Below are 26,880 nucleotides of genomic sequence, written 5' to 3' on the forward strand. Positions count from 1 at the left end.
CGCCTGTCCAGTGACCGCAGGCTGGCTCAGCGCGCTGGTCGCTGCCGGCTGGCGGCATCCCGCGCGGGCTGCGATGCCGTGCCTGCAGCGCCCTGGGCACCCGGCTTCACAGGCTCCTTGGCCAGGTCCAGCAGCGGCTTGCAGTAGGTGTCGTCATCGGCGGCCGGCACGGTGACCGGTATCAGCGCCAGGGCCACCGGTGCCGCTACCGCCGCCACCACCGCAGCGCCCGCGCGCAGCAGCAGCGGTCCGGGTTCCACCCCTACATCCGGGTTGCCAAAGGTGCCCTTGACATACAGCGGGGTGCGCAGCGAGAAGAACTTCCACTCCAGCGACTCGGGCTTGATGCGCAGGTTCATGGCTTCCGTACCCAGGTCAATGGTGCCGGTGGCCTCGATCACCGCATCGTCGGTGCTCATCTTCACCACGCGCGTCTGCGCCAGGCCATCGACCACGGTGAAGTCGGCCACCGCGCAGCGCAGGCGTACCTCCTTGTCATCGCCGAACAGCTTGCCCACGATGATGCTGCCCACGTTCAGGGATGCCAGGTCCAGCATCTGCTTGCTCAGCGTGCCCTCGCGCACGTACAGGCGCGCCTCTCCCGTGCCCTTGCCCAGGAGGTCGGCCACGTTGTTGCCGCTGCTGCGCAGTGCCACGGCGCCATCCATGCGACCAAAGCTTTTTTTCATCAGTTCCACCTTGGGGAACAGTGCGGACAGCTGAAGTCCTTCCACCTTGCCGCGTATCTGTGCCTTGAGGGGGGGCGTGCGGCCATCGATGATGACCTCCGATTCGATCTTGCCCTTGGCCACGCCAAAGGTCAGCGGCGCGAGCCTGAGTTGCGCGTTGTCCATCACCGCCCGCAAGCTCAGGTCTTCCAGCGGCAGGCTTTCGGATCGGATGATGTGCTCTCCCTTGAACGCGATGTCCATGTCCATGGCACTCCAGCGCTCGGCCGCAAAGTTGGCGTCCGGCAGCACCTTGCCATCGGTTTTGCCACGGTGGGTGTTGCTGGCTTTGGCGGTTCCCAGCGCCGGCCCCAGGTCGGCCAGGCGCAACTGGCTGGATGTGACCTTGCCCGTGAGCTTGGGGCGCGGCTTGCCCGAGGTGTACTTGAGGTCGCCCTGCAGGTCGCTCTGGCCCACCTTGCCCCGAAAGTCGCTGTAGCTCCACACGGCGCGCTCGGGCTCCAGGCTGCCGGTCAGGTGCCCGCGCGTTTCGAACGGCGGCGTGCTGGGCAGCACCAGGCCCGTTACCTCGTACAGGTCGGCCATGCTGTCGGCCTTGAGCATCACATCGAAGTCCATGCCTGACAGCGCCCCGGGATTGGCCAGGATGCCCTCGGCCGACAGTGCTGCGCTGCCCGCAGTGGCTTCGATCTGCAGCGGGTAGTTGACCACCTTGTCGCGCAGGCTGATCACCTGGCCGGCCCGGCCGCTGCCCTCAACCTGTGCCTTGGCAATGCGGCCCTGCAGCTCGAATTGCAGGCCATAGGGCACAGCCGTGCCGTTCGTGCTGCTTTTGCGGGCCACCATATCGCGCGAAGCCGCAGCCTCGGCTGAGGAAGCAGCCGCCGACGCCGGAAGAATGGATGCCTTGGCCGCCTTCGCGCTGCCTGCCTGGGCCGGATCCACCGGCTCCGTGGTGTTCACCTGCGCCTGCAGGTCCACGTCCTTCTGGGCATCGGCATAGGCCAGCAGCCCCTGGTTGACCACCAGCCGGCCCACGTCGAAAGTCCAGGGGCTCTTGGGGGCGTCCTCGTCCTTGTGCTTGAAGGTCCAGTTGTTGCTGCCGTCCTTGGTGCGGGCCAGGGCGATCTCCGGGTCGGTCAGAGCCACGGTGTCGATGGCCAGGTGGCGCGAGAGCAGCGGCAGCAGGCTGATGGAGGCGCTGACGCTGCCGATGCGGGCCATGGTCGCGGTGCCGGGCTGGGTGGCCGGGGGCGGCGCTGTGGATGCCGATCCCTCCGATGCAGCACTGGCAGGGGCTCGTGCCGCAGTGGTGCTTGCCCCCTTGTCCTTGCCTTTATTCTTGTCATCGCCACTGAACGGGGGCTCGAACCCTGCCGGGTTGTCCATCGCCAGGCGCTCGGCCTTCACCGTCACGCCGGGTACCCAGCGGCGCCAGCCTTCTTCCAGCGGCTGCGGCCAGCGCCAGGCAGCCGACAGATCGCCTTCGATCTCGAAGCGCCGGCCAGTGGCCTCGCTGACCTTTTCATTGACTAAAGGCTTGTAGCGGTTCCAGTCCATCAGCGACAGCACCACGCCGATCAGGATGGCCAGGCCCACGAGCAGACCTGCCAGCACAAGCACCCACTTCACCGCCCGGTGCAAAGGCTTGCGGGCAGGGCGGCCGGCCGCCGGGGGCGGGGTGGGCATGTCGGTCGATGGCGTAGCGGGCATGGGGGGCAGGTGTCATCCAAAAGCGCGAAGATCGGAGCACTTGCTGCAGGCCATCGGCCTGTTGGGTGCGGTTGGGCCGATGCTAGCCCGCAACGGCCCTGCCAGGTCGCCCGTGTAACCAACTGCAGCCCTTGTCCTACAGCCCTGGCGCGGCGCTGGCTGCGCGGGCCGTGGACGCCTTGCTGCTGCGGGCCTCCGCCTGGACGGCGTGAAAAGACTGGCGGCTGTAACGGGCCGGCGGTGGGGAAGGCCTTCTAGAATGCGCCACCATGCACAGCCCCCGCCATCATTTCGCCCCGCCCATGCGCGACGGCGTAGGCGCCAGTTGCGTGGTGCTGCCCACCCACGGGCAAGGCAGCATGCTCGACTTCCTGGCCGAGCGCCTGCCCGCGGTGGACCGCGCCGCATGGCAGGCCCGCATGCAGGCCGGCGACGTGGTGGACGAGCGCGGTGCCACGGTTGAACCCGCCCGCCCCTTCGAAGGCGGGCTGCGCGTGTATTACTACCGCCACCTCGACGACGAGCCCGAGATCCCGTTCACCGAAACCGTGCTCTACCAGGACGAGCACCTGCTCGTGGCCGACAAGCCGCACTTCATGCCCGTCACGCCATCGGGCCGCTACCTGCAGCACACGCTGCTGGTGCGCCTCAAGCGCCGTCTGGGCCTGCCTGAACTGTCGCCATTGCACCGCATCGACCGCGACACGGCCGGGCTGGTGCTGTTCTCGGTGCAGCAGCGCACGCGCGGCGCCTACCAGGCGCTGTTCCGCGACCGCACCATCACCAAGCACTACGAGGCCGTGGCGCCCTGGCGCGACGACCTGGTCTTTCCGCGCGAGCACCGAAGCCGCATGGAAGAAAGCCCCCAGTTCTTTCGCATGCACGAAGTGCCCGGCACGCCAAACAGCCACACCCACATGCAGGTGCTGCAGCACAGCGGCGACTGGGCGCTGTACCGCCTGTCGCCCATCACCGGCAAGCGCCACCAGCTGCGCGTGCACATGGCCGCGCTGGGTCTGCCCCTGCGCAACGACCCGTTCTACCCGGTGGTCAATGATCCGCCGGAGGGCGACTACTCGCGCCCGCTTCAGCTGCTGGCACGCTCGCTGGCATTCACCGATCCGCTCACGGGCGATGGCCGGCAATTCGCCAGCCGGCTGCAGCTCAATACACTGGATTGATCAGCCGCGCGGCACGCTGCCCCGGGCCACGGCATCCACGTAGACGTTGCCGCCGCTCGAGATGTGCCGGCACATATGGCGGTCGGCCGCATCTTCGTCACCATCGAGGATGGCCTTCATGATGTCCTGGTGCTCGGCCAGCGAGTTGCGCACCCGGTTGGGCCGGTCGAACAGCGAGCGCTGCGGGTGTCGCATGCGCAGGCGCATCTGGCGCAGTTGGCGCGACAGCACCTCGTTGAGGCTGCCGTCGTAGATGGTCTGGTGGAACCAGCGGTTGGCCTCTTCGTAGGCCACGGAGTCGTCTTTGGCGGCTGCAGTCTCGCAGGCCTGGAAGGAGGCCTGCAGGTCCCGGCGCAGCGCCGCCGGCATGCGCCGCGCGGACAGGCGCGCGGCCAGGCCTTCGAGCTCGGTGAGCATCTCCAGCATGGCCACGTACTCGGTGAGCGAAAGGGTCGCGACCACCGCGCCGTGGCGCGGCACCATCTCCACCAGGCCAGCGGTGGCCAGTTGCTGGATGGCTTCGCGCGCCGGGGTGCGCGAAACGTCGAAGCGCTCCATCAGCTCCTGCTCGTCGATGCTGCAGCCGGCATAGAGCTTGCCGGAGATGATCTCTTCCTCCAGGGCCTCGCGGATCTTGTCGCTGAGGTTGACGCGGGGCGGTGTCGTGGTAGTGGTGGCCATGTTCGTAGTGGCCGAATGATAATGCGCGGGCGGTCGCATCTTGGCCGGGCTCAGGTGCTTGTGGTGGCCGCGCGTTGCCGCTCCTGCAGCACCTCGCCGAACAATTGCAGGCGCGCTGCGGCAAACGCCGGGCGCTGCTGCATGGCCTGCCACCAGCGGTGCACGCGCGGGTGGGCAGATTCGGCCAGGGCAGCGGGCTCGATCTCCGCGATGCGCGCGATGAAGGGCGCGGCGGCAATGTCCGCCAGCGAGTAATTTGCGCCCATCAGCCATGGCGAAGAGGGTGCCAGCATCCCTTCCATCCGGTCCACCAGCAGCAGCAGCTTGCGCAGGGCTTCTGCCTTTTCCTCCTCGGTGTAGGGCTTGCGGGCAATGCGCACCCAGGCCTCGCGCCGCTCGGCGGTCGGGATGCGTGCCAGCTTGTCCTGCAACTCCTGGTCGCTCCACTGCTGTGCGGTGGACTGCAGCATCAGGCTCCAGTTCAGGATCAGCAGGTGGGGCAGCGACTTCTCGTCGGTCCAGCGCACGAAATTGCGCATCTGCGCCAGTTCGTACGGGTCTGTGGGGCGCAGCGGGGGCTCGGGCGCGATATCGTCCAGGTACTCGCAGATCGTCGAGCTCTCGTGCAGGAAGCGGCCAGGCGCGATCTCCAGCGCCGGCACCACGCCGTTGGGGTTCATGGCCAGGAATTCGGGCGCGTGCTGTTCCTGCCGGCTCAGGTCCACGGCCACGCTGTCGTAGGGGATGTTCTTTTCGGCGAGGCACAGGCGCACGCGGCGCGAGGCGCTGGACAGCCAGGCATGGAAGAGTCTCATGGGAAGGGTCCAGTGCGTCAGGGGATGAGGACGGGGGCGCCGGTGGTGGCGCGGCTTTCGAGGTCGCGGTGTGCGCGCTGCACCTCGGCCAGCGGGTAGCGCTGGCCTGTGCCCAGCCGCACATGGCCGTCGCGCACGGCGTCGAAGAAGGCCTGGGCCGACGAGCGCAGTTCGGCCGGGTCGGCCACGAAGCTGCGCAGGGTGGGGCGGCACACGCTGAGTGACTTCGCATGCAGGATCTGCAGGTCGAAGGCTTCCACGTCGCCCGAGGCCGTGCCGTAGTTGACCGCCAGGCCGCGCGGGCGCAGGCACTGCAGCGAGGGCAGAAAGACGTCCTTGCCCACCGCGTCGTACACCACGCCCACCCCCACGCCGCCGGTCAGCTCCAGGGTGCGCGCCACGAAGTCTTCGCGGCGGTAGTCGATCACGTGGTGGCAGCCATGCGCCAGCGCCACCTCGGCCTTGGCGGCCGAACCCACGGTGCCGATCACCGTGGCGCCCAGCGCGCGCGCCCACTGCGACAGGATGAGCCCCATGCCGCCTGCGGCCGCATGCACCAGCACCGCCTCGCCGGGGCGCACCACGTACAGGCGGCGCAGCAGGTACTCGGCCGTCAGGCCGCGCAGCAGGTTGGCGCCCGCAATGTCCTCGGGTATCCAGTCCGGCAGCGCCACCACGCGGTGTGCCGGCACGTTGCGCGTGACTTGGTAGGCGCCCGGGTGCAAATAGGCCACTGCCTGGCCCGCCGTGAAGGCCGTGACGCCCGGGCCCACCGCCTGCACCACGCCCGCGCCCTGGGCACCAGGGGTGATGGGGAAGGGCGTGGCCGAGTGCGGGCCGTGGCCGCCGCGGCGCTGGTAGATGTCCGCGAAGTTCAGGCCGATGGCCGTCTGGCGGATCTGGACTTCGCCTGCGGCGGGGGGAGGAACGTCGACCTGCACAGGTTCGAGTACGTCGGCTTCCCCGTGGCGATGGATGTGGATGGAAAGGCTTTTTGTCATGGCAGCGCCATTAGAGCCTTCGGCATGCTCTAAAAAAATACATACAAACCATTAGTGTATTTTTATAAACATCATGTGCATACTGAAAAAAGGCCGACACCGATCGGTCACCAACGATCAGGAGACAACCCATGTTCTTGCGCAGACGAGAGTTCGGTGTGATGGCGGCCAGCGCACTGGCCTTTCCCGCGATAGTCCGGGCACAGGCCCCCGCCCTGGCAGCCCTGCACGATGCTGCCCGCAAGGAGGGCGAGCTCACCTGGTACACGGTGCCCCAGACCTCCGAGGTGGCTGAGAAGATGGGCCGCACCTTCACGGCGCGCTACCCGGGCATCAAGGTCAACGTGGTACGCACCACGGCGCAGGTGGCCTACCAGCGCCTGAACCAGGACCTCAAGGCCGGCACGCCCAACTGCGACGTGTTCACCTCCACGGACCTGGCGCACTACGTGGACCTCAAGGGCCGCAACCTGCTGCTCAAGTTTCTGCCGGCCGCCGTGGCCCGGCAGGACAAGCGCGTGCAGAACATGGACCCGGACGGCTACTTCCACGCATCAAGCTGCTTCATGATGGGCCTGGTCTACAACACCCAGAAGGTCTCGGCCGCCGCAGCGCCCAAGAGCTGGGCCGACCTGCTCGACCCCAAGTGGAGCGGCGCTGCCCTGGTGGCGCACCCTGCCTACAGCGGCGCGGCCGGTGCCTGGTGCATCGAGATGCGCAAGCTCTACGGCGACGACTTCTTCAAGAAGCTGGCCGCGAACAAGGCGCACGTGAGCCGCTCGACCATCGACGCGGTGACGGCGGTGATTTCCGGCGAGTCATCGGTCTCCGCCGGGCCGATGAGCCTGGCCGCACGGTCGGCCGCCAAGGGCAACCCGGTGGCCACGCTGGTGCCCAAGGAGGGGCCGGTGCTGATCCTCTCGCCCACGGGCATCCTGGCCAACACGCGCCGGCCCAATGCCTCCAAGCTGTTCATGGAGTGGATGCTGGGCAGCGAAGACACCGAACGCATCTCGGTCGAGGAGTTCAGCGTGCCGCTGCGCGCCCACGCCAAGCCCGCCCCTGGCGTGATCGGCCTGGGCGACGCCAATCCGCTGCTGGCGCCCACGCCGCCGCAGATGGTCGCGCAGATCCCCAAGGTGATCGATGCCTGGCGGGAGGCCTTCGGTGTCTGACGCCATGGCCCTCCATCCTCCGGCTGTGCGCCGGGTCTCCGGCCGCCTGGGTGATCCTTCGGTCTGGCTGTTCGGTGCCCTCGTCGTGGTACTGGTCCTGCTGGTGGCCAACCCCATCCTGCGCCTGGTGTGGGACAGCTTCCACACGGCAGATGGCCAATGGTCGCTGCAGAGCTATGTGCAGGCACTGGGCCGTGGCCGCAACCTGCAGGCGCTGCTCAACTCCCTGTACCTGGGTGTTGCCGTCACGGCCATCGCGCTGGCCTTGGGCGTGCCGCTGGCGCTGGCCGTCTCGCGCACCAACATGCCGGGGCGCGGCTTCACGCACCTGAGCGTGCTGGCAGCGTTCGTCATGCCCAACTTCCTCGGCGCGATTGCCTGGATCCTGCTGGCCGGCCCCAATGCCGGCTGGCTCAACCGCCTGGTCGTCGAGCTCACCGGGCTGCAGAAGGGGCCGTTCAACATCTTCAGCTTCTGGGGGCTGGCCTTCGTCATCGCGCTGTACACCTACCCGCTGATCTACGTGTTCACCAAGTCGGCGCTCGACCTGGTGTCCACCGAGCTGGAGGATGCCGCGAGCATCCACGGGGCCGGCAAGTTCCAGACCATGGCGCGGGTGACCTTGCCGCTGGTGCTGCCCTCGATCATCGGCGCTGCCATCCTGATCTTCCTGGAGGCGATTGCCCTGTACGGCACGCCCGCGCTGATCGCGATCCCCGCGCGCATCAACCTGGCCACCACGCAGATCGTCTCGTTCTTCCAGTACCCGCTGCAGGTGGAGCAGGCGGCGGCGTTCTCCATGCCCATCCTGCTGCTCACCATCGTGATGCTCATGCTGCAGCGCAGGCTGCTGGCGCGGCGCGGCTATGTCTCGGTGTCCGGCAAGGGCGGCGAGCGGCGGCCTTTCGACATCGGCTGGTGGAAGTGGCTGCTGCTGGCGTACTCGGGGCTGGTGGCCCTGCTCTCGGTGGTGATGCCGCTGGCCATCCTCCTGCTGGCATCGGTGTCCAAGGCCTGGGGCAAGGGTCTCGCGCTCGACAACCTCACTTGGGACAACTTCTACGGCATCTTCTTCGAGCAGCTCACGGTGCGCTCGGCCATCCTCAACACGGTGCTGTACTCGGGCGCCACGGCTCTGGTGTGCGTGGGCATGGGCATCTGCATCGCCTATGCCACGCAGCGGCGCATCACGCCGTTCCCGGTGTTCGTTCAGTTCCTGGCACTGGCGCCCGTGGCCGTGCCGGGGCTCATCCTTGCCATCGGTCTCTATGCCGCGTATGCCGGGCCGCCGTTCTCGCTGTATGGCATGGGGGTGCTGATCGTGATCGCCTTCACCACACGCTTTTTGCCCATCGCGGTGGCGGCCAGCTCGGCGGGGGTGCGCGCCCTCAACCCCGAGCTGGAAGAGGCCGTGCGCATCCTGGGCGGCAGCCGCATCACCGTGCTCACGCGGGTGGTGGCGCCGCTGCTCAAGAAGACGCTGCTGGGTGCATTCGTGCTCGTGTTCGTCATCTGCACCAAGGAGCTGTCCACGGCGGTGTTCCTCACCGGGCCGGGCTCGCGCGTGGTCTCGGTGCTCACGCTGGACCTGAGCGAGCAGGGCAACTACGAGACGCTGGCCGCCATGGGGGTGGTGCTGGTGGTGATCGTCACCGTGGTCGTGGCCATCGGCATGAAGCTCGCCGGGCGCGACTTCATGCTGCGCCGGGGCTGAAGAACTGAGGAATCAAAAAATATGTCCAAACTCGAACTCAAAGACCTGCGCAAGAACTACGGCAGCGCCTCCGTGGTGGACGGCGTCTCGCTGCAGCTGCGGCGCGGTGAACTCGTCACCCTGCTGGGCCCCTCGGGCTGCGGCAAGACCACCACCTTGCGCATGATCGCCGGCTTCATCGAACCCAGCGCCGGTGCCATCCTGGTGGACGGGCGCGAGATATCGTCGCCCACGCGTTCGGTGCCGCCCGAGCACCGCGGCATGTCCATGATCTTCCAGAGCTATGCCATCTGGCCCAACATGACCGTGGCCGAGAACGTGGGCTTCGGCCTGCAGGTGCGCAAGACGCCCGCCGCCGAGACCGCGCAGCGCGTGAAGGAGATGCTCGATGTGGTGAAGCTCGGCCCTTACGCGCAGCGCTATCCGGCCGAACTGTCGGGCGGCCAGCAGCAGCGCGTAGCCCTGGCCCGGGCCATGATCGTGCGGCCCGAGGTGCTGCTGCTCGACGAGCCGCTGTCCAACCTCGATGCCAACCTGCGCGAAGAGATGGCCGCCGAGATCCGCCGCCTGCACGATGAGTTCCGCTTCACCACGGTCTACGTCACGCACGACCAGACCGAGGCCATGGCCATCTCCGACCGCATCGCCGTGCTGCACCAGGGCCGCCTGGAGCAGATCGACACGCCCTGGAACCTCTACAACCGGCCGCAGACGCCCTTCGTCGCGGGCTTCATCGGCAAGACCAACCTGGTGCAAGGGGCGGTGCAGGGCGGGCGCATGCGGCTCGACGGTCTGCCCGAAGGCATTCCGCTGCAGGCCGATGCGGCAGTGGGTGACCGGGCCAGTCTGCAGGCCTCCATCCGCCCGCAGTCGCTGTACCTGGGCTCCGGGCCCGATGGTGCCGTGCCGCTGGGTGCCGTGTCGGTCGTGGGCCGCACCTACCTGGGGGAATACTGGCACTACCTGGTGCAGCCCAGCGCGGGCGGCGCGCCGCTGAAGGTCCACGCGGCGCCGTCCCTGGTGCTGGAGGTCGGGCAGCAGTCGATGATGTACGTGGATCCTTACGCCGTGGCGGCGGTGCAGTGATGTCTTCGAGAAACGAATTGCCCATGCAAGCCAGCCCTGCCAATACCACCTTGCCACTGTCGGGCTACCGCGTGCTCGACCTCACCATCGCGCGCGCCGGCCCCGTGGCCGTGCGCCTGCTGGCCGACTGGGGCGCCGACGTGGTGCGCATCGATCCGCCCGACCGCAAGCCTACGCTGGGGCCGCGCCGCGGCTCCGACGAGCAGAACCTGCACCGCAACAAGCGCAGCCTGAGCCTGAACCTCAAGACCCCCGATGGCATGCGCGTGCTGCGCAAGCTCGTGGAGCGCAGCGACGTGGTGGTGGAGAACTTCCGCTCCTCCGTCAAGCAGCGCCTGGGCCTGACCTACGAGGCCCTTTGCGCCGTGAACCCGCGCATCATCCTGGCCAGCATCTCGGGCTTCGGGCAGACCGGCCCCTATGCCGAGCGCCCGGGGCTCGACCAGATCGTGCAGGGCATGAGCGGGCTGAGCTCCGTCACCGGCGAGCCCGGGCGCGGCCCGTACCGCACGGGCATCGCCATCTCGGACACCACGGCCGGCATGTTCCTGGGCCAGGGCATCCTGCTGGCGCTGCTGCACCGCGAGCGCACGGGCCAGGGCCAGTGGGTACACACCTCGCTGCTCGAAGCCATGCTCAACAAGCTCGACTTCCAGGGCGCGCGCTACACCGTGGACGGCCACGTGGCGCGCCAGGAGGGCAATTCGCACCCCACGCTGGTGCCCATGGGCACCTTCGAGGCGCGCGACGGGCAGGTCAACATCTGCGGGCCTGGCGCCGCCATGTGGGCCAAGCTGTGCGACTTTCTGCAGGCGCCGCACCTGGCGCAGGACGAGCGCTACAAGGACCAGCCCTCGCGCCTGGCCCACCGGCGCGAGCTGGAGGAGGCCATCAGCGCGATCACCCGCCAGTTCGGCGTGGCCGACCTGGTGGAGCGCCTGAACCAGGCCGGCGTGCCCTGCGGGCCGGTGTACGACATCGGCCAGGCCTTCGAGGACGCGCAGGCAAAGCACCTGCGCATGACGCGGCCCGCGCTGCACGCCGAGATGGGCCCGCTGCAGCTGCTGCGCTCGCCCATCAACCTCTCGGCCTGCGCGCATGCCGAGGCCTTCCACCGCGCCGCGCCCGATGCCGGCGAGCACACCGACGACGTGCTGCGCGAGCTGGGCTACACCGATGCATCGATTGTCGCCATGCGCGGCGAGGGGGCGGTGGCATGAGCGCACTGGACCTGGGAACCCCGCGCATCCTGGCCGAGGTGCAGGGCGGCGTGGGCTGGATCACCTTCAACCACCCGGAGCGGCGCAATGCCATGTCGCTGGACATGTGGCAGGGCCTGGGCATCGCGGCCGAGGCCTTCGAGCGCGACCCGGCCGTGCGTGCCGTGGTCATGAAGGGCGCAGGCGGCAAGGCCTTCGTCTCGGGTGCCGACATCTCGGAATTCGAGCAGCACCGGGCCGACGCGCAGCAGAAGCAGACCTACGACGCCATCGCCGCACGCGGCCATGCCGGGCTGGCTGCGCTGAGCAAGCCTCTGATTGCGATGATCGAAGGCTACTGCGTGGGTGGCGGGCTGGCGATCGCGCTCGCGGCGGACGTGCGCTTTGCTGCTTCATCCTCGCGCTTTGCCATCCCCGCCGCCCGGCTGGGCCTGGGCTATGACTACCGGGGCGTGGCCGCGCTGGCGCGGCTGGTGGGGCCGTCCACCGCCAAGGACATTCTCTTCAGCGCACGCTTCCTGGAGGCCGACGAGGCACTGCGCGTGGGCCTGGTCAACTTCGTGGTCGACGGGGCGCAACTCTACGACCGCGTGGCCGCCTATGCCGCACAGATCGCCGCCAATGCGCCCCTGACCGTGCATGCGGCCAAGCAGGCGCTGCAGGCGTTCGAGCGCTACTCCGACGCAGCCGAAGGCGCCGATGCGGTGGCCGCCCTGGTGCTGCGCTGCTTTGACAGTGATGACTACCGGGAGGGCCGCCGCGCCTTCCTGGCCAAGCGCACCCCTCAATTCCAAGGCCGATGACATTCCGATGAACGCACTTCCCGAACTCACCACCGACGGCGCGGTCGCCACCATCACCCTGCGCCGGCCCGAGCAGGCCAACCGCCTCACGGCCGATGACCTGGAGCACCTGGCTGCACTGATAGCGCAGGTCAACCAGCGCCCCGACATCCTGGTGCTGCAGCTGCGCAGCACCGGCAAGTACTTCTGCAGCGGCTACGACATCGGCAGCATCGGTGCCCCGCGCAAGATCGATTTCGCGGGCATGGTCGATGCGCTGGAGATGGCACGGCCCGTGACCATCGCCGTGCTGCACGGAGGCGTCTACGGCGGGGCCACCGACCTGGCACTGGCCTGCGATTTCCGCGTAGGGGCCGAGGGCATCGACATGTTCATGCCGGCCGCGCGCCTGGGCCTGCATTACTACCGCTCGGGCATGGAGCGCTATGTGAGCCGGCTGGGGCTGGACCATGCCAAGCTGCTGTTCCTCACCGCGCGCAAGATCGGCGCGGCGCAGATGCTGCGCATCGGCTACCTCACGCAACTGGTGGAGGCGGCGCAGCTGGAGGACGAGGTGGCCGGCCTGGCGAGCGACTGCGCCAGCATGGCGCCGCTGGCCCTGGTGGGCATGAAGCGCCACCTGAACCGCATGGCCCGGGGCACGCTGGACGTGGACGAGTTCAACGCCGATACCCTGCGCGCCTACCAGTCGGCGGACCTGCGCGAGGGCCAGGCGGCCTGGGCGCAAAAGCGCCCACCCCAATTCACCGGCCAGTGATGAACCGCCGGCACAGGAGACCACCGCCATGAAACTGCACTGCATCGCATCTGCCCTGCTGCTCGGCCTGGCGGCTCCGGCCATGGCCAGCGACTACCCTGCCAAGCCCATCCGCCTCATCGTGGGTTATTCGCCCTCGGGCGCGGGCGACGGCATCGCGCGCATCGTCGCCGAGGCCATGGGCAAGGAACTCGGGCAGGGCATCGTCGTGGACAACAAGCCCGGGGCGGGCAGCACCCTGGCCTCCACGCTGCTCTCGCGGGCCCCTGCGGACGGCTACACCATCGGCCTGGCCACGGGCACGCTCTACGGCATCGACCAGCATCTGTACAACGTGCGCTACACCCCGGCAGACTTCACGCCCATCAACCGCCTGACCGTCTCGCCCCTGGTGCTGGCGGTCAGCCCCAAGAGCGGCATCACCCAACTCAAGGACCTGATCGCAACGGCCAAGGCGCGGCCGGGCCAACTCAACTATTCCTCATCGGGCATCGGCGGTTCGCCGCACCTGGCGGCGCTGACCTTCGAGAGGGCCATCGAGGCCACCATGGTGCACATCCCCTTCAAGGGCGGAGCGCCCGCGCTGCAGGCCGTGGCCACGGGCGAGGTGGACCTGTCGTTCGGCACGGCAGCCTCGGTGCTGCCACTGGGCCGTCAGGGCGTGGTGAAGATGCTGGGCGTGACCACACAGCAGCCATCGGCGGTGGCGCCCGGAGTGCCCACCCTCGATTCGCAGGGGCTGCCCGGTTTCGAGTTCTCGTTCTGGTTCGGGCTGTTCGGCCCGGCGAAGCTGCCCCCTGATGTGCAGGCCCGGCTGGTCGCCGCATCCAGCAAGGTGCTGGCCGACCCGCAGGTGCAGGAGAAGCTGCTGGCCACCGGCAACGAGGCCGCGCCGTTTGCCACGCCGGCCGCATTCAATGCCTGGGCGGCGGATGCCGGCAAGGCGCAACTCGAGCGCGTGAAGAACGCCAATGTGAAGGTGGAATAACAATGATCGACGTCTATTCCTGGGCCACGCCCAATGGCCACAAGGTCCACATCCTGCTGGAGGAGTGTGGCCTGCCATACCGTGCACACCCCGTGAACATCGGCGCGGGCGAGCAGTTCCGGCCTGAGTTCCTGGCCATCAGCCCGAACAACAAGATCCCGGCGATCCGTGATCCGGAGGGCCCGGACGGGCAGCCCATCACCCTGTTCGAATCGGGCGCCATCCTGCTGTACCTGGCAGGCAAGACCGGTCGCTTCCTGCCACCCGACGACCGGGGCCGCTACGAGGTGCTGCAGTGGCTCATGTTCCAGATGGGCGGTGTGGGCCCCATGCTCGGGCAGAACCACCATTTCAGGCTCTATGCCCCCGAGAAAATCCCCTATGCCATCGACCGCTACGCCAACGAAGCGAAGCGGCTCTACGGCGTGATCGAGCGGCGGCTGGCCGCCAGCCCCTGGCTCGGAGGCGAGGATTATTCGATTGCCGACATGGCGGTATGGCCCTGGCTGCGCAACTGGGAAAGGCAGGGCATCACCCTGTCGGATCACCCGCACCTCGAACGCTGGTTTGCTGCCGTGGGCAGCCGCCCGGCGGTGCAGCGCGGCATCGCGGTGCTGGCGGACCTGCGCAAGCCCGCGCACGATGCGCAAGCGCGCGACGTGCTGTTCGGGGCGCAGCAGTACGCGAAGCGCTGACCGGTCGTGCTCAGGTAAAAGTCACCGACAGCCGCGACAGCGGTGCGTCGAAATCCGCGCTCCAGCGTTGGCCTGCCTGCACCGGCCAGGCATTGGTCCAGGTGCCGGTGGTGACCACGTCGCCTGGCATCAGATCGGGCGCGCCGGGGCAGGCGCGCAGTTCCTTCAGGAAGTAGTGCAGGGCACTCAACGGGCCTTCCAACACGTTGGCGCCCTTGCCCTGTTCCATCAACTCCTCGTCGCGCAGCAGCGTTACCCGTGCGGCGGCCAGGTGCTGGTCCAGTTCGGCCGCCGAGCTGGCGAACTCGCGCACCGGGCGCTGCGGGCCCACCAGCAGCCGCGCATGCAAGGCGCTGTCGGCCACGGTCTGCGCGGCATTGAACTTCCAGTCCGGCTGGTGCGACTGCACGATCTCGAAGCCCGGTGCCACCCAGTCGATGGCACCGAACAGATCGTCCAGGGACGCGTCCGGCGCGGGTGTGGCCCTGAGCCCGAACACTGCCTCGGGCTCAATGCGCGGCTGGGCGCAGTGGTCCAGCGACACGCTGCCGTCCCCACCGCAAAAAGCCAGAGTAGTCGACCACACCGTGCCCCAGATCGGGCCGAACACGTTGTAGTGCGCCCAGATGTTGCGGTTGGTGAAACCGATCTTGTAGCCGCGAGGAACTTCGCCGCGGGCCTGGCGCAGGGCGCGCACGGCGAGCGCCGTCTGGTAGGCGCCCGGCACGTCGCCGTTGGCGGATGCCGCGCCGCTGGCGGGCCAGAGTGGACCACTGTCGTAGTGGGCGAGAAGCGTCTCGGGGGTCATAGGTGTTGTTCCACGGTCTTGCGGCTGCCCATTTTGGGCCAGGCACTGGCGGTATGGGCTTCAAAGATTTACATTGACTTGGATCAAGATTCGATTGACAGATTCAATCAACCACGCGAGGCGCTCCTATGAAATCCTTTGCCGCCCGTTCCATCGCATTCAAGCTGTCCTTCGTGGCCCTGGCCAGCCTGCTGGTCGTCTTGCTGACCACCATGGCACTGGTCAGCAGCATGGTGTGGAGCAGTTTTGGCGCCGCATCGCGCGGTGATGCGCGGCAATATGCATCCCAGGTCAGCACCCTGGTGAAGACCATGGACGAATCGGCGCAGCAACTGGCACTGCGCGACTTCGGCTTGCTCAAGGCCAATTTCCCGGGGGCCTTCAGCCTGGCCGAGCAGCCGGGCGCGGACGGCAAGCCCGAAGCCGTGCTGAGCTTTCAGGGCGTCCCGGTCAATGGCGATTTTGAGGTGGTGGACCGGTTTTCCGCAGATGCCAAGGGCGCAGTTGCCACCATCTTTGCGCGCACCGGTGACGATTTCATCCGTGTCACGACCTCGCTCAAGAAGCAGGACGGCGAGCGCGCCTTCAAGACCCTGCTGGACCGCAAGCACCCGGCCTATGCCCTCATGGCCGAAGGCAAACCTTACATCGGCCGCGCCAACCTGTTCGGCCGCGACTACATGACCGTGTACGAGCCGATTCGCGAGGGCAACCGCACCATCGGCATCCTGTTCATCGGCTCCGACATCGCGCCCATCCTCAGCAGCCTGAGCGAGTTGATGGCCAGCCGCAAGCTGTTCGACACGGGGGCCGTTTACGCGGTTGATGTTTCTTCGGGGCCGGCGCGGGGTCGCATCGCCGGCCTGGGGGGCTCTGGCCCCGCACTGGTCGTTGACGAGAAGGTCGACGAGGGCAAAGCCTGGCTGGCAGCGCTCACCAGCTCGGAGCAGGCCAGCGATTTCGAGGCCACCTGGTCGCCGCGCCCCTCCGGCGAAGCCACTGCGCGCCGCTTTGTCGCCGTGGAGCGTTACAAGCCCTGGAACTGGGCCATCGTGGCTGAAGCGCCGGTTGCTGAGCTCATGGGCGAGGCACGCAGCGCATTGACCTGGCTGTGGCTGGGCGTACTGGTGGCGCTGGTGCTGCTGGCCGTGGTGCTGGTGCTGGCCACGCGGCGCCTGGTGGGCGCACCGGTGCAGCAACTGAGCACCGCGCTGGGCTACCTCGCGCAGGGCGACCTGACGCATGGCGTCAGCATCCAGTCGCGTGACGAGATCGGCACCTTGGCGCAGGCCATGGAAGGTTTTCGCGTGCGCTTGCTGGAGAGCCTGGGCACGGTGCGCGCCAGCGCCGAGAGCGTATCGGCCGCGAGCTCCCAGATCGCCCATGGCAACCAGGACCTGTCGGCCCGCACCGAGAGCCAGGCCAGCTCGCTGGAGCAGACCTCGGCCAGCATGGAGGAACTGGGCGCGACCATCCGCCACAACGCGGACGGTGCCGCCCAGGCCAACCAGTTGGCCGTGCGGGCCAGCCAGGTCGCTACCGACGGTGGCAAGGTGGTGGCCCAGGTGGTCAGCACCATGCACGGCATCAACACCAGCAGCCAGAAGATCGCCGACATCATCGGCGTGATCGACGGTATTGCCTTCCAGACCAACATCCTGGCGCTCAATGCCGCCGTGGAAGCGGCGCGTGCTGGCGAGCAGGGCCGCGGCTTTGCCGTGGTGGCCGCCGAAGTGCGCAACCTGGCACAGCGCACGGCGGCCGAAGCCAAGGCCATCAAGGAGCTGATCGTCGCCAGCAGCACCATGGTGCAGCAGGGCTCGGTACTGGCCGACCAGGCGGGCGCCACCATGCAGGAGGTGGTGCAGTCCATCGGGCGCGTGGCCAGCATGGTGGCCGAGATCAGCGCCGCCAGCGGCGAGCAGACCGCCGGCGTCGGCCAGGTGGGAGAAGCCGTTACCCAGCTCGACCAGGCCACCCAGCAGAACGCGGCCCTGGTCGAGGAGATGGCGGCCGCCGCGAGCAGCCTGCGCAGCCAGGCCGAGCAGATGGTCGGGGCCGTGGCGCAGTTCAACCTGGGCAGCAGCGGCACGCATGCGGGCACGCCAGCACCGGCATTGCGTGCCAAGCCCCAGGCGCGCCTGGGTGCAACGCGTTAGCGGGCGGCCACCGGCTGCGGTGGCAGCAGCCATGTCGCATGCCAGGTATGTAGTAGCCGGCTAACACCCACCGCCGGCGCCGCAGTCCAACAATGAACTCCCCATACCCCTGAGGAGACAAAAGACATGGCTGCGAAGAAGATACTCATGCTGTGCGGCGACTACTGCGAGGACTACGAGACCATGGTGCCGTTCCAGGCCCTGCTGGCCGTGGGCCACACCGTGCACGCCGTGTGCCCCGACAAGAAGGCCGGCGATCACATCAAGACGGCGATCCACGACTTCGAAGGCGCGCAGACCTACAGCGAGAAGCCGGGCCACAACTTCACACTGAACGCCACGTTTGAAGGCCTGGACGTGGCCAGCTACGACGCCCTGGTGATCCCCGGCGGGCGCGGCCCTGAGTACCTGCGCACCTACCCGGCGGTGGTCGCTGCCGTGAAGCACTTCTTCGACACCAACAAGCCCGTGGCAGCGGTGTGCCACGGCGCCCAGTTGCTGGCCGGCGCTGGGGTGCTCAAGGGCCGCACCTGCTCCGCCTACCCGGCCTGCAGGGCCGAGGTCGAGATCGCAGGCGGCACCTATGCCGAGATCGCCATCGACGCCGCCGTGACCGAGGGTAACCTGGTGTCCGCCCCGGCATGGCCGGCGCATCCGGCCTGGATTGCGCAGTTCCTGGCGCTGATGGGCACGCGCATCAGCCTGTAGGCACCATTTGACGCCGCAGGGGCGGTCTTCCATGATGGAGGCCGTTCTGAAAGGCGAAATCCCATGTGCCAGGTATTCATCAGCGCCGACCCCGCCCTGTACGAAAGCCGCGCCCGCTCTGTGCGCCTGCACGGGGTGGCCACCAGCATCAAGCTGGAAAACCTGTTCTGGCAGGTGCTCGAGGAGATCGCCCAGCGCGACGGCATGGGCGTGCCCCAATTGTGCGCCCGGCTGTACGACGAACTGGTCGCGGAGCGCGGCGAGGTGGACAATTTTGCCTCGTTCCTGCGCGTCAGCTGTGGCCGCTACCTGGCCTTGCAGCTGTCGGGCGGCATACCGCAGGACGCCTCCATTTCCATCCGCAGCCTGAATGCCCGTCAGGTGCTTGCCACCGAAGGGCGCAGCCGCGTGCTGGCCAGGGCTGCCTGACGGGCCCGGCAACCCCCTATAATCCGGCGCACTGCGGGTGTAGCTCAATGGCAGAGCTGTTGCTTCCCAAGCAACTGACGAGGGTTCGATTCCCTTCACCCGCTCCATCCCCCTGCGCCATCGCGCAACGCTGTTCCAGCTTCTCCCCCCGTCTTTTGTGCCTGTTGATGCCCTGGTGTGGGGCAGCCGTGCCGTTTTTCGCATAACGAAGCACGTTTTGCTTTGTTCCCTGGATGGCACGGCTCCTCTAAATTCTGTCCATCGGTTGCCGCAATGGTTGCAGCACCGGCCACCCGACGACAAGGATGACCCGCATGAGCCAGCCGCAGCACACGACGACGATCCACCCCACCCAGCCCCTGGGCCGGCGCCTGTGCGCATGGGTGCTGGGCGCCGGCATGGCACTGGGCGCATCGGTGGCCTTTGCTGCCACGCCCATCCCGGCGGGCCCGCTGGTCAGTACCGAGTGGCTGGCGCAGAACCTCGACAACACCCAGGTGCGCGTTGTCGAGGTCAGCGTGAACCCGGGCCTCTACGAGCGCAGCCACGTGCCCGGCGCCGTCAACTTCTCCTGGCACCAGGACCTGAACGACAAGGTGCGCCGCGACATCGTCAGCAAGGAAGCCTTTGAAGCGCTGCTGTCCAAGGCCGGCGTGGCGCCCGACACCACGGTGGTGCTCTACGGCGACACCAACAACTGGTTTGCCGCCTGGGGCGCCTGGGTGTTCGACATCTACGGCGTGAAGAACGTCAAGCTGCTCGACGGCGGCCGCAAGAAGTGGGAGGCCGAGAACCAGCCGCTGAACAACCGCGTGCCCGAGTTCGCGGCCACCAGCTACAAGGTCACGCAGGTCAACACGCAGCTGCGCGCGCGCCTTACCGACACCCTGGCCGCGGCCGAGGGCAAGAGCAACGCCAAGCTGGTGGACATCCGCTCGGCCGATGAATACACCGGCAAGATCTTTGCGCCGGCGGGCGTGCCCGAGCTGAGCATCCGCGCCGGCCACATCCCCGGCGCCGCCAACGTGCCCTGGGGCCAGGCGGTCAAGGAAGACGGCACCTTCAAGTCGGCCAACGACCTGAAGAAGCTCTATGCCAACGTGGGCATCGACGGCAGCAAGCCGGTCATCACCTACTGCCGTATCGGCGAGCGCTCCAGCCACACCTGGTTCGCGCTGTCCAAGATCCTGGGCTACAGCGTGAAGAACTACGACGGCTCATGGACCGAATACGGCAACGCCGTGGGCGTGCCCATCAACAACCCGGCCGGCACGGTCTGGGCAGCCAAATAAGGCGTACCGAGTTTTTTGGTAGGGGTCTCTTTACAGCCCGCTTCGGCGGGCTTTTTTTCGTTCCGGTGCCACACATGACGACGACAACCACAAGCAATCACCCAATCAAGTTCCTGTCTCCCATCGCCGCCGTGGTCCTGCTGGTTGCGCTGGCGCTGTCCACCCGCTGGGTCGAGGGCCTTGCCGGTGGGCGCACGCTGGTCTTTGCCCTGGTGACTGGCGCCGTGCTGGGCCTGGTGCTGCAGCGCTCGCGCTTTTGCTTTTACTGCCATGCACGCGACTGGTTCGAGGGCGGCAACCCGCGCGGGCTGCTGGCCATCGTGCTGGCGCTGGCCGTGGGCCTGGTCGGCCATACGGTGGTGCTGGGCGGCTGGCTGCCGGTGCCACAGCCGGGCAAGCTGCCGCCGGACATGCACATCGGCCCCGTGAGCTGGGTGCTGGTGGCCGCCGGCCTGTCGTTCGGTGCCGGCATGGTGGTCTCGGGCTCGTGCATCAGCGCGCACTGGTACCGGCTGGCGGAGGGCTCGGCGGTCTCGCCGTTTGCGCTGCTCGGTTCGGCGCTGGGTTTCATCCTCGGGTTCAAGACCTGGAACGGCCTGTACAGCCTGAGCGTGGCCGATGCGCCCGTCGTGTGGCTGCCTGCGCACCTGGGCTATGGCGGGGCGCTGCTTGTGCAACTGGCGGTGCTGGCCGCGGTGGCGGCATGGCTGTGGCGCGGGTTTGCGCGCGAGCAGGTGCCAGAGGACTTGCGCGCGGCGGGTGTCCCGGGCCTGCGTGCCGTGTGGCAGCGGTTGTGGAGTGGGCGCTGGAGCTACTGGGTGGGCGGCCTGGCCGTGGGGCTCATCGGCGCGCTGGCCATCGTGCGCATGCGCCCGCTGGGCGTGACGGCCACGCTGGGCAGCGCGGCGCGCCAGTGGGCGCAAGGGCAGGGCCTGATACCGGACCGGCTCGACGGGCTCGATGGCTTTGCCGGTTGCGCCACGCTGCCCCAGTCCACCTGGCTCACGCCCAATGCGCTGCTGCTCGCGGGGCTGGTGGCCGGCGCCTTCATCGCCGCGCTGGCCAGCCGCCAGTTCGCACCACGCTGGCCCACCTGGCGCGATGCTGCGCGGGGCCTCTCGGGCGGCGTGCTGCTGGGCTGGGGCGCGATGACGGGGCTGGGCTGCACCATCGGTACTCTGCTCTCGGGCGGCATGGCCGGGGGGCTGTCCGCTTGGGTGTTCGCCGCATCGCTGTTCTTCGCCGTGTGGGCCGGGCTGCGTGCCAAGGCCTTGCTTGGCAAGACCTCAAAGACCTGATCGGCCTGGGGCCATCTCAAGGCATTGGCTGACGCCGCCGCGCCGCAGCATGGGGCACGATGCCCCTTCAGCCCCGTGTGCGGGCCCCATTGCATGAGGGAATGAATGGCTTCCAAGGACAAAGACAAGGACACGAAGGCCAAGAAAGCCACGCCTGACAAGCCCAGTGCGGCGCAGGAGGAAAAGGACGCCAAGGCCCAGCGCGAGCTGGGCATCGTCGGCCCGCATGGCGACATGCGCCTGGCCTCGGTGGTCATCGAGGGCTACAGCCTGGAGCTGCGCGATGGCGATGGCTTTGTGGGCGACGTGGCCAGCCGCACGGCGTTTCGCCACATGCTTGACGCCTGGCGCAAGCTCTTCACCTCCATGGACGGCAAGGACCCGATGGGCCGCAAGACCACGCGCGAACTGAGCAAGCACCAGCTCGATGCGATGCTGGAGAAGGATGGCGTTGCCGCCCAGGCCATCGTGGCCGCATCGGAAGACTATGCAATGCAGCTGGCCCATGTAGTCCAGCGGTTTCTCAAGCACAAGACCTGGAAGGGTGTGGAGCGCATCATCATCGGTGGCGGCTTCCACCAGAGCGAGGTCGGTAGCCGCTCCATCGCGCGCGCGGGCAAGATCCTCAAGGCCGAGAAGGTGCCCGTGGAGCTGCGCACCCTGCACCACCATGCAGACGAGGGCGGGCTGATCGGTTGGGTGCACCTGGCGCCACCGGCCCTGCTGCAGAGCTACGACGCCATCCTGGCGGTGGACATCGGCGGCACCAACGTGCGCTGCGGCATCGTGCAGACCCACCTGCACCGCGCCCCCGACATGTCGCAGGCCGAGGTGGTGCGCCGCGAGAAGTGGGCCCATGCCGACGACGAGCCCAAGCGCGACGAGCTGGTCGAGGGCATTGCAACCATCCTCGAAGACCTCATCGCCTATGCCGAGAAGAAAGAGATCCGCCTGGCCCCCTACATCGGCGTGGCCTGCCCCGGGCTGATCGTGGAAGACGGATCGCTGGCCGGCGGCACGCAGAACCTGCCCGGCAACTGGGAGAGCACGCGCTTTCACCTGCCGCGCGACCTGTGCGAGCGGCTGCCGCACATCGGCGATGGCCGCACCCAGGTGTGCCTGCACAACGATGCGGTGGTGCAGGGCCTGTCGGAGATGCCCTTCACCAACGATGTGGAGCGCTGGGCCATCCTCACCGTGGGCACGGGGCTGGGCAATGCCAGCTTCACCAACCGGCGCGATGCGCCGGGGCAGGGGTGAGTCTGCCTTGCAGGCTCAACGCTGGTAGCAGCGGCTGGCGTTCTTCACCATCTTGCAGTTGAAGAGAATGCCCTCGGTAGCGCCTCCGTAGCCGCGCATGTATTCAGCGAGCTGGTTTTCGTCGTACCGGGTGTGGTGGGGCTGGCCCGTGGGCTTGTCCAGGCTGTCGGACCAGATCTTCACGCGGCAGCTGCCCTTGTTCTGGTCCTGGCAGAACTTGTAGGCTGCCCGCTCCAGGTACTGCGTGTCCTGGGCCTTGTCGGTGGGCACCATGGCGTAGTGCATGTTGCCATGCGACTCGAAGACGTCGAGCGTTTGCGCATGCGCTACGGCAGTCGCTGCACTCAGCAGCGCAAGGATCAAGGCTTTCATGGTGGTGGCTTCCCTCTGGGTACGTGCAGCCGGTGGGCGATCCTGAAGTGGACGCCTCTTGGTGGTGGAATGCAGTGCAGCCCCGGATGGGGCTGCCTGTGTTGCCGAATGCACGCCGGCGATTGTGCCCCAGCCCGAGCGCCTCCTGGGGCATCGGCGCCGGCTGGGCTTAGAGCGGATAACAAAACTCAGCGAAGCGGTTCTGGCTAGGCGCTGCGCCGCAGGCAGTACGTTGGTACGACAAGGCGCAGCAACGACGCCAGAAGAGTTTTGTTAGCCGCTCTTACTTCTGGATGTCGCCCAGGCAGAGGTACTTGATCTCCACATAGTCATCGATGCCGTGGTGCGATCCCTCGCGCCCCAGGCCCGATTGCTTGACGCCGCCAAAGGGCACATGCTCGGTGGCCAGAATGCCCACGTTGATGCCGACCATGCCGTATTCCAGCGCCTCGGCGACGCGGAAGATGCGGCCCACGTCGCGGGTGTAGAAATAGCTCGCCAGGCCGAATTCGGTGGCATTGGCGGCGTCCACGGCCTCCTGCTCGGTCTTGAACTTGAACACCGGGGCGAAGGGGCCGAAGGTTTCCTCGCGCGCGCACAGCATGTCTTGTGTGGCATTGGCAATCACCGTAGGCTCGAAGAACTGGCCCGCCAGGCGCTTGCCGCCGGCCACCACGGTGCCACCTTTGGCCACGGCGTCGTCCACATGGCGCTGCACCTTGACCAGCGCGGCTTCCTCGATCAGCGGGCCCTGGTTCACACCCTCCTCGAAGCCATTGCCCACCTTGGCTGTCTTGACCTTGGCAGCGAACTTGGCCACGAACGCGTCGTACACGCCTTCCTGCACGTAAAAACGGTTGGTGCACACGCAGGTCTGGCCGGCATTGCGGTACTTGCTGGCAAAGGCGCCTTCCACGGCGCTGTCGATGTCTGCATCGTTGAACACCAGGAAGGGCGCGTTGCCACCCAGCTCCAGCGACATCTTCTTCACGGTGGGCGCCGACTGCGCCATCAGGATGCGGCCCACCTCGGTGCTGCCCGTGAAACTGATATGGCGCACCACGTCGCTGGCGCACAGCACCTTGCCAATGGCAATCGAGTTGTCGCTGTCGGCCGGCAGGATGTTGAACACGCCCGCAGGGATGCCCGCGCGGATGGCCAGCTCGGCGGCGGCCAGTGCGGTCAGCGGCGTCAGCTCGGCCGGCTTGATCACCACCGGGCAGCCGGCGGCCAGGGCCGGCGCCACCTTGCGCGTGATCATGGCCAGCGGGAAGTTCCAGGGCGTGATGGCCGCGCACACACCGATGGGCTGCTTGAGGACCATCAGGCGGCGGCTGTTGTCGAATTGGGGCAGCGTCTCGCCATTGATGCGCTTGGCCTCTTCAGCGAACCATTCCACGAAGCTCGCGCCATAGGCCACTTCGCCCTTGGCTTCGGGCAGGGGCTTGCCTTGCTCGGCCGTCATGATGCGGCCCAGGTCGTCCTGGTTGGCCATCAGCAGGTCATACCACTTGCGCAGGATGATGCTGCGCTCTTTGGCGGTCTTGGCCTTCCACGCGGGCCAGGCGGCGTTGGCGGCGGCAATGGCCGCCTCGGCGTCCGCAGGGCCCAGGTTGGCGACGCTCGCGAGTTTCAGGCCCGTGGCCGGGTCGTTCACGTCGAAGCGGCTCGCGCCCGCCACCCATTGGCCGTTGACGAGGCCATCGGTCTTGAGCAGGCTCGGGTCCTTGAGCAGCGAAAGGGGGGAGTTCTTCATGTCCATGGTGATGTCTCTTTGGGATGGTCAGGGGTGGTAAGCGCACTGCCGCATGGCAAGCATAGCGGTAGGTTGACAGCGGGGGGTGTCTCGGGTGTACCAGTGGTTTGGGCGTCTGTTCGCGCTCAGGCCTTGCGTCCGCGCAGCCATTCCAGCACCAGCAGCAGGCTGGTGGTGAACAGGATGAGCAGCGTGGCCACGGCAGCAATGGTCGGCGAGATGTTTTCGCGGATGCCATTGAACATCTGGCGTGGCAGGGTGGCCTGGTCGGCGCCGGCCAAAAAGAGCGTGACCACCACCTCGTCGAACGAGGTGGCGAAGGCGAACAGGGCGCCCGAGATCACTCCGGGCGCGATCACCGGCAGCGTGATGCGAAAGAAGGTCCTGAAAGGCGTCTCGCCCAGGCTCAGCGAGGCGCGCACCAGGTTGTGGTTGAAGCCGGCCAGGGTGGCCAGCACGGTGGTGAGCACGAAGGGGGCGCCGAGGGCCGCGTGCACCACGATGAGCCCTGCATAGCTGTCGGCCAGACCCAGCGGCGCAAAATACAGGTAGGTGGCCACACCGACGACGACGATGGGCACCACCATGGGCGCGATGAGCACGCCCATGAGCAGCCCCTTGAAGCGAAAGTCCGCCCGCGACAGGCCCAGTGCTGCCAGCGTGCCCAGTGCGGTGGCGATCAGCGTGGCTGCCGGGGCCACGATGAAACTGTTGCGCGTGGCACGGGCCCATTCGGCGGACTCGAAGAGGTTGCGGTACCACTTGAGGGACCAGCCGGTGATCGGGTAGGCCAGGAAGGAGCTTTCCGAGAACGACAGCGGCACCATCACCAGGATGGGCGCCAGAAGAAAGGCCAGGACCGCCACGCACAGGGCGCGCAGAAGCCACCAGAGCGCCTTGTCGGTCGGGGTGGCATAGCGGGGAAATTCGGGCAGTCGGAACATGGTGGGGCCTTGAATCAGCGGTGCAGGGGCATGGGGCGGTGCGGGGATCAGTTCAGCCCAGGCTCAGCTCGGCCTTGCCGATGCGGCGGTACACGCCATACAGCACCAGCGTGGCCGTGAGCAGCACGGCACCCAGGGCGCAAGCCATGCCCCAGTTCACCTCGACGTTGGTGTAGCGGGCGATGTAGTAGCTGAGCATCTGGTCGTCGGCACCGCCGAGCAGCGCGGGAGTGACGTAGTAGCCGATCGAGAGGATGAACACCAGCAGCGCACCCGCGCCGATGCCCGGGTAGGTCTGCGGCACGTACACGCGCAGGAAGGCCGCCAGGGGCGGGCTGCCGAGCGAGACGGCAGCCCGCATGTAGGTCGCCGGCACGCTCTTCATCACGCTGTACAGCGGCAGGATCATGAAGGGCAGCAGGATGTGCACCATGGCAATCACCACGCCCGTGCGGTTGAACAGCAGTGCCAGTGGCTCACTCACGAGGCCCAGCCCCATCAGGCCACGGTTGACCAGGCCTTCGGACTGCAACAGCACGATCCAGGCGGCCACGCGCACCAGGATGGAGGTCCAGAACGGCACCAGCACCAGGATCATCAGCACGTTGGCCGAGCGCGCCGGCAGCGAGGCCAGCCACCAGGCCAGCGGGTAGCCGATGGCCAGGCAGATGAGCGTGACCACCAGGCTGATGTGGAAGGTGCGCAGCAGGATGCTGCCGAACGCGCGCTGCTCTTGCGGCATGCGCTCCACCTGTCCCAGCGCATCGCGCTGCAGGTCCACCGAGGCGAGCAGGTAGTCCGGCGTCCAGCGCGCGCCGTTGCGGGCAATGGCGTGCCACAGCGGTGCCTCGCTCCAGCGGGCGTCCTTGCCGATCAGCCGCTCGCGGATCGATTCGGGGCTGCCCTCCATGGGGACGGAGCGGTACGCGCCCATGATGAGCGAGCGCGCGCCTGGCACATCGGAGTTGAGCCGGCGTGCCAGCGCCCCGGCGTCCGCGCTGTCCGGCAGGTGCGCCAGGTCCTTCATCAGCGCGGCGTATGCGGCCGGGCCGGGCGCCTCCTTGCGGTCCCAGCCGTCCAGCGCGGCGATGGTGGCCGGCAGCGCATTGGCGACTTCGGGGTTCTCGATGGCACGCTGCAGCAGCGCCGCAATGGGCACCAGCAGGGTGAACAGCAGGAACACCAGCAAAGGCAGCGTGAGCGCGAACGCCCGCCACTTGCGCCGCGCCTCGGCGCGTGACAGCGCCTTGCGCAGTGCGCCGGGGGCGCTGGCGTCCAGTGCGTGCGCGTGGGGGGCGGTGGCAGCGATGGCTTGCATGGTGTCCTGTGCTCCGAC

General features: G+C 67.7%; 24 protein-coding genes and 1 tRNA gene. 16 read left to right on the forward strand and 9 right to left on the reverse strand.

The features are described from left to right. Window positions 1-26: 26 nt before the first annotated feature. The gene (locus tag ASE28_RS30180) at window positions 27-2,402 is read right to left on the reverse strand and encodes an AsmA family protein (protein WP_057203798.1); all 2,376 of its coding nucleotides are present in this window, start codon (window positions 2,400-2,402) and stop codon (window positions 27-29) included. Window positions 2,403-2,671: 269 nt separating this feature from the next. Between ASE28_RS30180 and ASE28_RS30185 the strand changes: the two genes are divergently transcribed. Beyond that, complete coding sequence (locus ASE28_RS30185; protein WP_057203797.1) at window positions 2,672-3,583, forward strand: RluA family pseudouridine synthase; 912 nt, start codon at window positions 2,672-2,674, stop codon at window positions 3,581-3,583. On the opposite strand, the gene ASE28_RS30190 is transcribed toward ASE28_RS30185, so the two are convergent. From ASE28_RS30190 to ASE28_RS30200, 3 genes are read right to left on the reverse strand one after another with little or no spacing between them, the layout of a single operon-like run. Then, window positions 3,584-4,264, reverse strand: coding sequence for a GntR family transcriptional regulator (locus tag ASE28_RS30190; RefSeq protein WP_057203796.1), 681 nt, complete (start codon window positions 4,262-4,264; stop codon window positions 3,584-3,586). It lies immediately after the preceding gene. Between the two features lie 50 nt (window positions 4,265-4,314). Then, window positions 4,315-5,079, reverse strand: a complete 765-nt coding sequence (locus ASE28_RS30195) for a glutathione S-transferase family protein (RefSeq protein WP_057203795.1) — start codon at window positions 5,077-5,079, stop codon at window positions 4,315-4,317. Window positions 5,080-5,096: 17 nt separating this feature from the next. Continuing rightward, window positions 5,097-6,080, reverse strand: a complete 984-nt coding sequence (locus ASE28_RS30200; RefSeq protein ID WP_057203794.1) for a quinone oxidoreductase — start codon at window positions 6,078-6,080, stop codon at window positions 5,097-5,099. A gap of 131 nt (window positions 6,081-6,211) precedes the next feature. On the opposite strand from ASE28_RS30200, the gene ASE28_RS30205 reads away from it, so the two are divergent. The 8 genes from ASE28_RS30205 to ASE28_RS30240 are packed head-to-tail and all read left to right on the forward strand — an operon-like array spanning window position 6,212 to window position 14,518. Next, entirely contained in the window at window positions 6,212-7,255 is a 1,044-nt protein-coding gene (locus ASE28_RS30205) for an ABC transporter substrate-binding protein (protein ID WP_057203793.1), read from the forward strand. A gap of 4 nt (window positions 7,256-7,259) precedes the next feature. Next, window positions 7,260-8,969 (forward strand): iron ABC transporter permease, encoded by a 1,710-nt coding sequence (locus ASE28_RS30210; RefSeq protein WP_057203792.1) that lies wholly within the window; start codon window positions 7,260-7,262, stop codon window positions 8,967-8,969. 21 nt (window positions 8,970-8,990) lie between these two features. Beyond that, window positions 8,991-10,055: an ABC transporter ATP-binding protein gene (locus tag ASE28_RS30215; RefSeq protein ID WP_057269703.1), complete on the forward strand. Its 1,065-nt coding sequence runs from the start codon at window positions 8,991-8,993 to the stop codon at window positions 10,053-10,055. 23 nt (window positions 10,056-10,078) lie between these two features. Next, on the forward strand, window positions 10,079-11,275 hold the full coding sequence (locus ASE28_RS30220; protein ID WP_164470733.1) for a CaiB/BaiF CoA-transferase family protein: 1,197 nt from the start codon (window positions 10,079-10,081) through the stop codon (window positions 11,273-11,275). Continuing rightward, window positions 11,272-12,078 carry an enoyl-CoA hydratase gene (locus ASE28_RS30225; protein WP_057269705.1) on the forward strand — a complete coding sequence of 269 codons (807 nt, stop codon included), beginning with the start codon at window positions 11,272-11,274 and terminating at the stop codon, window positions 12,076-12,078. Before ASE28_RS30220 ends, ASE28_RS30225 begins: the two co-directional genes overlap by 4 nt. Before the next feature lie 7 nt (window positions 12,079-12,085). Further along, window positions 12,086-12,835 carry an enoyl-CoA hydratase/isomerase family protein gene (locus tag ASE28_RS30230; RefSeq protein WP_057269706.1) on the forward strand — a complete coding sequence of 250 codons (750 nt, stop codon included), beginning with the start codon at window positions 12,086-12,088 and terminating at the stop codon, window positions 12,833-12,835. Between the two features lie 28 nt (window positions 12,836-12,863). After that, complete coding sequence (locus ASE28_RS30235; protein ID WP_057269707.1) at window positions 12,864-13,823, forward strand: tripartite tricarboxylate transporter substrate binding protein; 960 nt, start codon at window positions 12,864-12,866, stop codon at window positions 13,821-13,823. Between the two features lie 2 nt (window positions 13,824-13,825). Further along, window positions 13,826-14,518, forward strand: coding sequence for a glutathione S-transferase N-terminal domain-containing protein (locus ASE28_RS30240; RefSeq protein ID WP_057269708.1), 693 nt, complete (start codon window positions 13,826-13,828; stop codon window positions 14,516-14,518). A 10-nt stretch (window positions 14,519-14,528) separates the two neighbouring features. On the opposite strand, the gene ASE28_RS30245 is transcribed toward ASE28_RS30240, so the two are convergent. Further along, window positions 14,529-15,326 carry a 2-keto-4-pentenoate hydratase gene (locus tag ASE28_RS30245; protein WP_057269709.1) on the reverse strand — a complete coding sequence of 266 codons (798 nt, stop codon included), beginning with the start codon at window positions 15,324-15,326 and terminating at the stop codon, window positions 14,529-14,531. Window positions 15,327-15,454: 128 nt separating this feature from the next. On the opposite strand from ASE28_RS30245, the gene ASE28_RS30250 reads away from it, so the two are divergent. From ASE28_RS30250 to ASE28_RS30280, 7 genes are all read left to right on the forward strand, one after another. Then, window positions 15,455-17,485, forward strand: coding sequence for a methyl-accepting chemotaxis protein (locus tag ASE28_RS30250; protein ID WP_057269710.1), 2,031 nt, complete (start codon window positions 15,455-15,457; stop codon window positions 17,483-17,485). Between the two features lie 126 nt (window positions 17,486-17,611). After that, window positions 17,612-18,193, forward strand: coding sequence for a DJ-1/PfpI family protein (locus ASE28_RS30255; protein ID WP_057269711.1), 582 nt, complete (start codon window positions 17,612-17,614; stop codon window positions 18,191-18,193). 63 nt (window positions 18,194-18,256) lie between these two features. Next, window positions 18,257-18,622 carry a ribbon-helix-helix domain-containing protein gene (locus ASE28_RS30260; RefSeq protein ID WP_057203784.1) on the forward strand — a complete coding sequence of 122 codons (366 nt, stop codon included), beginning with the start codon at window positions 18,257-18,259 and terminating at the stop codon, window positions 18,620-18,622. Window positions 18,623-18,655: 33 nt separating this feature from the next. Then, window positions 18,656-18,729, forward strand: a tRNA-Gly gene (locus ASE28_RS30265). Between the two features lie 291 nt (window positions 18,730-19,020). Next, entirely contained in the window at window positions 19,021-19,914 is an 894-nt protein-coding gene (locus ASE28_RS30270; protein WP_200961150.1) for a sulfurtransferase, read from the forward strand. A 74-nt stretch (window positions 19,915-19,988) separates the two neighbouring features. Continuing rightward, window positions 19,989-21,212 (forward strand): YeeE/YedE family protein, encoded by a 1,224-nt coding sequence (locus ASE28_RS30275; RefSeq protein ID WP_057269712.1) that lies wholly within the window; start codon window positions 19,989-19,991, stop codon window positions 21,210-21,212. A gap of 105 nt (window positions 21,213-21,317) precedes the next feature. Next, window positions 21,318-22,472, forward strand: coding sequence for an ROK family protein (locus ASE28_RS30280; RefSeq protein WP_057269713.1), 1,155 nt, complete (start codon window positions 21,318-21,320; stop codon window positions 22,470-22,472). Window positions 22,473-22,487: 15 nt separating this feature from the next. Here ASE28_RS30280 and ASE28_RS30285 read toward each other — a convergent pair whose 3' ends face one another. The 4 genes from ASE28_RS30285 to ASE28_RS30300 form a co-directional block, all read right to left on the reverse strand. Beyond that, entirely contained in the window at window positions 22,488-22,844 is a 357-nt protein-coding gene (locus tag ASE28_RS30285; protein ID WP_082604297.1) for a hypothetical protein, read from the reverse strand. Window positions 22,845-23,127: 283 nt separating this feature from the next. After that, window positions 23,128-24,606, reverse strand: coding sequence for an NAD-dependent succinate-semialdehyde dehydrogenase (locus ASE28_RS30290; RefSeq protein ID WP_057269714.1), 1,479 nt, complete (start codon window positions 24,604-24,606; stop codon window positions 23,128-23,130). Window positions 24,607-24,725: 119 nt separating this feature from the next. Continuing rightward, window positions 24,726-25,544 (reverse strand): ABC transporter permease, encoded by an 819-nt coding sequence (locus ASE28_RS30295; protein ID WP_057269715.1) that lies wholly within the window; start codon window positions 25,542-25,544, stop codon window positions 24,726-24,728. Window positions 25,545-25,596: 52 nt separating this feature from the next. After that, entirely contained in the window at window positions 25,597-26,862 is a 1,266-nt protein-coding gene (locus ASE28_RS30300; RefSeq protein WP_057269716.1) for an ABC transporter permease, read from the reverse strand. Between the last annotated feature and the right edge of the window lie 18 nt (window positions 26,863-26,880).

Origin of the sequence: Acidovorax sp. Root219 (assembly GCF_001428665.1) — a bacterium.
Lineage (GTDB): Bacteria > Pseudomonadota > Gammaproteobacteria > Burkholderiales > Burkholderiaceae_C > Acidovorax.

Bases quoted from the DNA above. Each gene is read 5' to 3' on its own strand.
- ASE28_RS30270 (WP_200961150.1), top strand. From the start codon at position 19,021: ATGGCACTGGGCGCATCGGTGGCCTTTGCTGCCACGCCCATCCCGGCG.
- ASE28_RS30215 (WP_057269703.1), top strand. From the start codon at position 8,991: ATGTCCAAACTCGAACTCAAAGACCTGCGCAAGAACTACGGCAGCGCC.
- ASE28_RS30235 (WP_057269707.1), top strand. From the start codon at position 12,864: ATGAAACTGCACTGCATCGCATCTGCCCTGCTGCTCGGCCTGGCGGCT.
- ASE28_RS30195 (WP_057203795.1), bottom strand. From the start codon at position 5,079: ATGAGACTCTTCCATGCCTGGCTGTCCAGCGCCTCGCGCCGCGTGCGC.
- ASE28_RS30240 (WP_057269708.1), top strand. From the start codon at position 13,826: ATGATCGACGTCTATTCCTGGGCCACGCCCAATGGCCACAAGGTCCAC.
- ASE28_RS30200 (WP_057203794.1), bottom strand. From the start codon at position 6,080: ATGACAAAAAGCCTTTCCATCCACATCCATCGCCACGGGGAAGCCGAC.
- ASE28_RS30185 (WP_057203797.1), top strand. From the start codon at position 2,672: ATGCACAGCCCCCGCCATCATTTCGCCCCGCCCATGCGCGACGGCGTA.
- ASE28_RS30280 (WP_057269713.1), top strand. From the start codon at position 21,318: ATGGCTTCCAAGGACAAAGACAAGGACACGAAGGCCAAGAAAGCCACG.
- ASE28_RS30275 (WP_057269712.1), top strand. From the start codon at position 19,989: ATGACGACGACAACCACAAGCAATCACCCAATCAAGTTCCTGTCTCCC.
- ASE28_RS30260 (WP_057203784.1), top strand. From the start codon at position 18,257: ATGTGCCAGGTATTCATCAGCGCCGACCCCGCCCTGTACGAAAGCCGC.
- ASE28_RS30300 (WP_057269716.1), bottom strand. From the start codon at position 26,862: ATGCAAGCCATCGCTGCCACCGCCCCCCACGCGCACGCACTGGACGCC.
- ASE28_RS30210 (WP_057203792.1), top strand. From the start codon at position 7,260: ATGGCCCTCCATCCTCCGGCTGTGCGCCGGGTCTCCGGCCGCCTGGGT.
- ASE28_RS30190 (WP_057203796.1), bottom strand. From the start codon at position 4,264: ATGGCCACCACTACCACGACACCGCCCCGCGTCAACCTCAGCGACAAG.
- ASE28_RS30290 (WP_057269714.1), bottom strand. From the start codon at position 24,606: ATGGACATGAAGAACTCCCCCCTTTCGCTGCTCAAGGACCCGAGCCTG.
- ASE28_RS30250 (WP_057269710.1), top strand. From the start codon at position 15,455: ATGAAATCCTTTGCCGCCCGTTCCATCGCATTCAAGCTGTCCTTCGTG.
- ASE28_RS30205 (WP_057203793.1), top strand. From the start codon at position 6,212: ATGTTCTTGCGCAGACGAGAGTTCGGTGTGATGGCGGCCAGCGCACTG.
- ASE28_RS30180 (WP_057203798.1), bottom strand. From the start codon at position 2,402: ATGCCCGCTACGCCATCGACCGACATGCCCACCCCGCCCCCGGCGGCC.
- ASE28_RS30225 (WP_057269705.1), top strand. From the start codon at position 11,272: ATGAGCGCACTGGACCTGGGAACCCCGCGCATCCTGGCCGAGGTGCAG.
- ASE28_RS30220 (WP_164470733.1), top strand. From the start codon at position 10,079: ATGCAAGCCAGCCCTGCCAATACCACCTTGCCACTGTCGGGCTACCGC.
- ASE28_RS30230 (WP_057269706.1), top strand. From the start codon at position 12,086: ATGAACGCACTTCCCGAACTCACCACCGACGGCGCGGTCGCCACCATC.
- ASE28_RS30245 (WP_057269709.1), bottom strand. From the start codon at position 15,326: ATGACCCCCGAGACGCTTCTCGCCCACTACGACAGTGGTCCACTCTGG.
- ASE28_RS30285 (WP_082604297.1), bottom strand. From the start codon at position 22,844: ATGAAAGCCTTGATCCTTGCGCTGCTGAGTGCAGCGACTGCCGTAGCG.
- ASE28_RS30295 (WP_057269715.1), bottom strand. From the start codon at position 25,544: ATGTTCCGACTGCCCGAATTTCCCCGCTATGCCACCCCGACCGACAAG.
- ASE28_RS30255 (WP_057269711.1), top strand. From the start codon at position 17,612: ATGGCTGCGAAGAAGATACTCATGCTGTGCGGCGACTACTGCGAGGAC.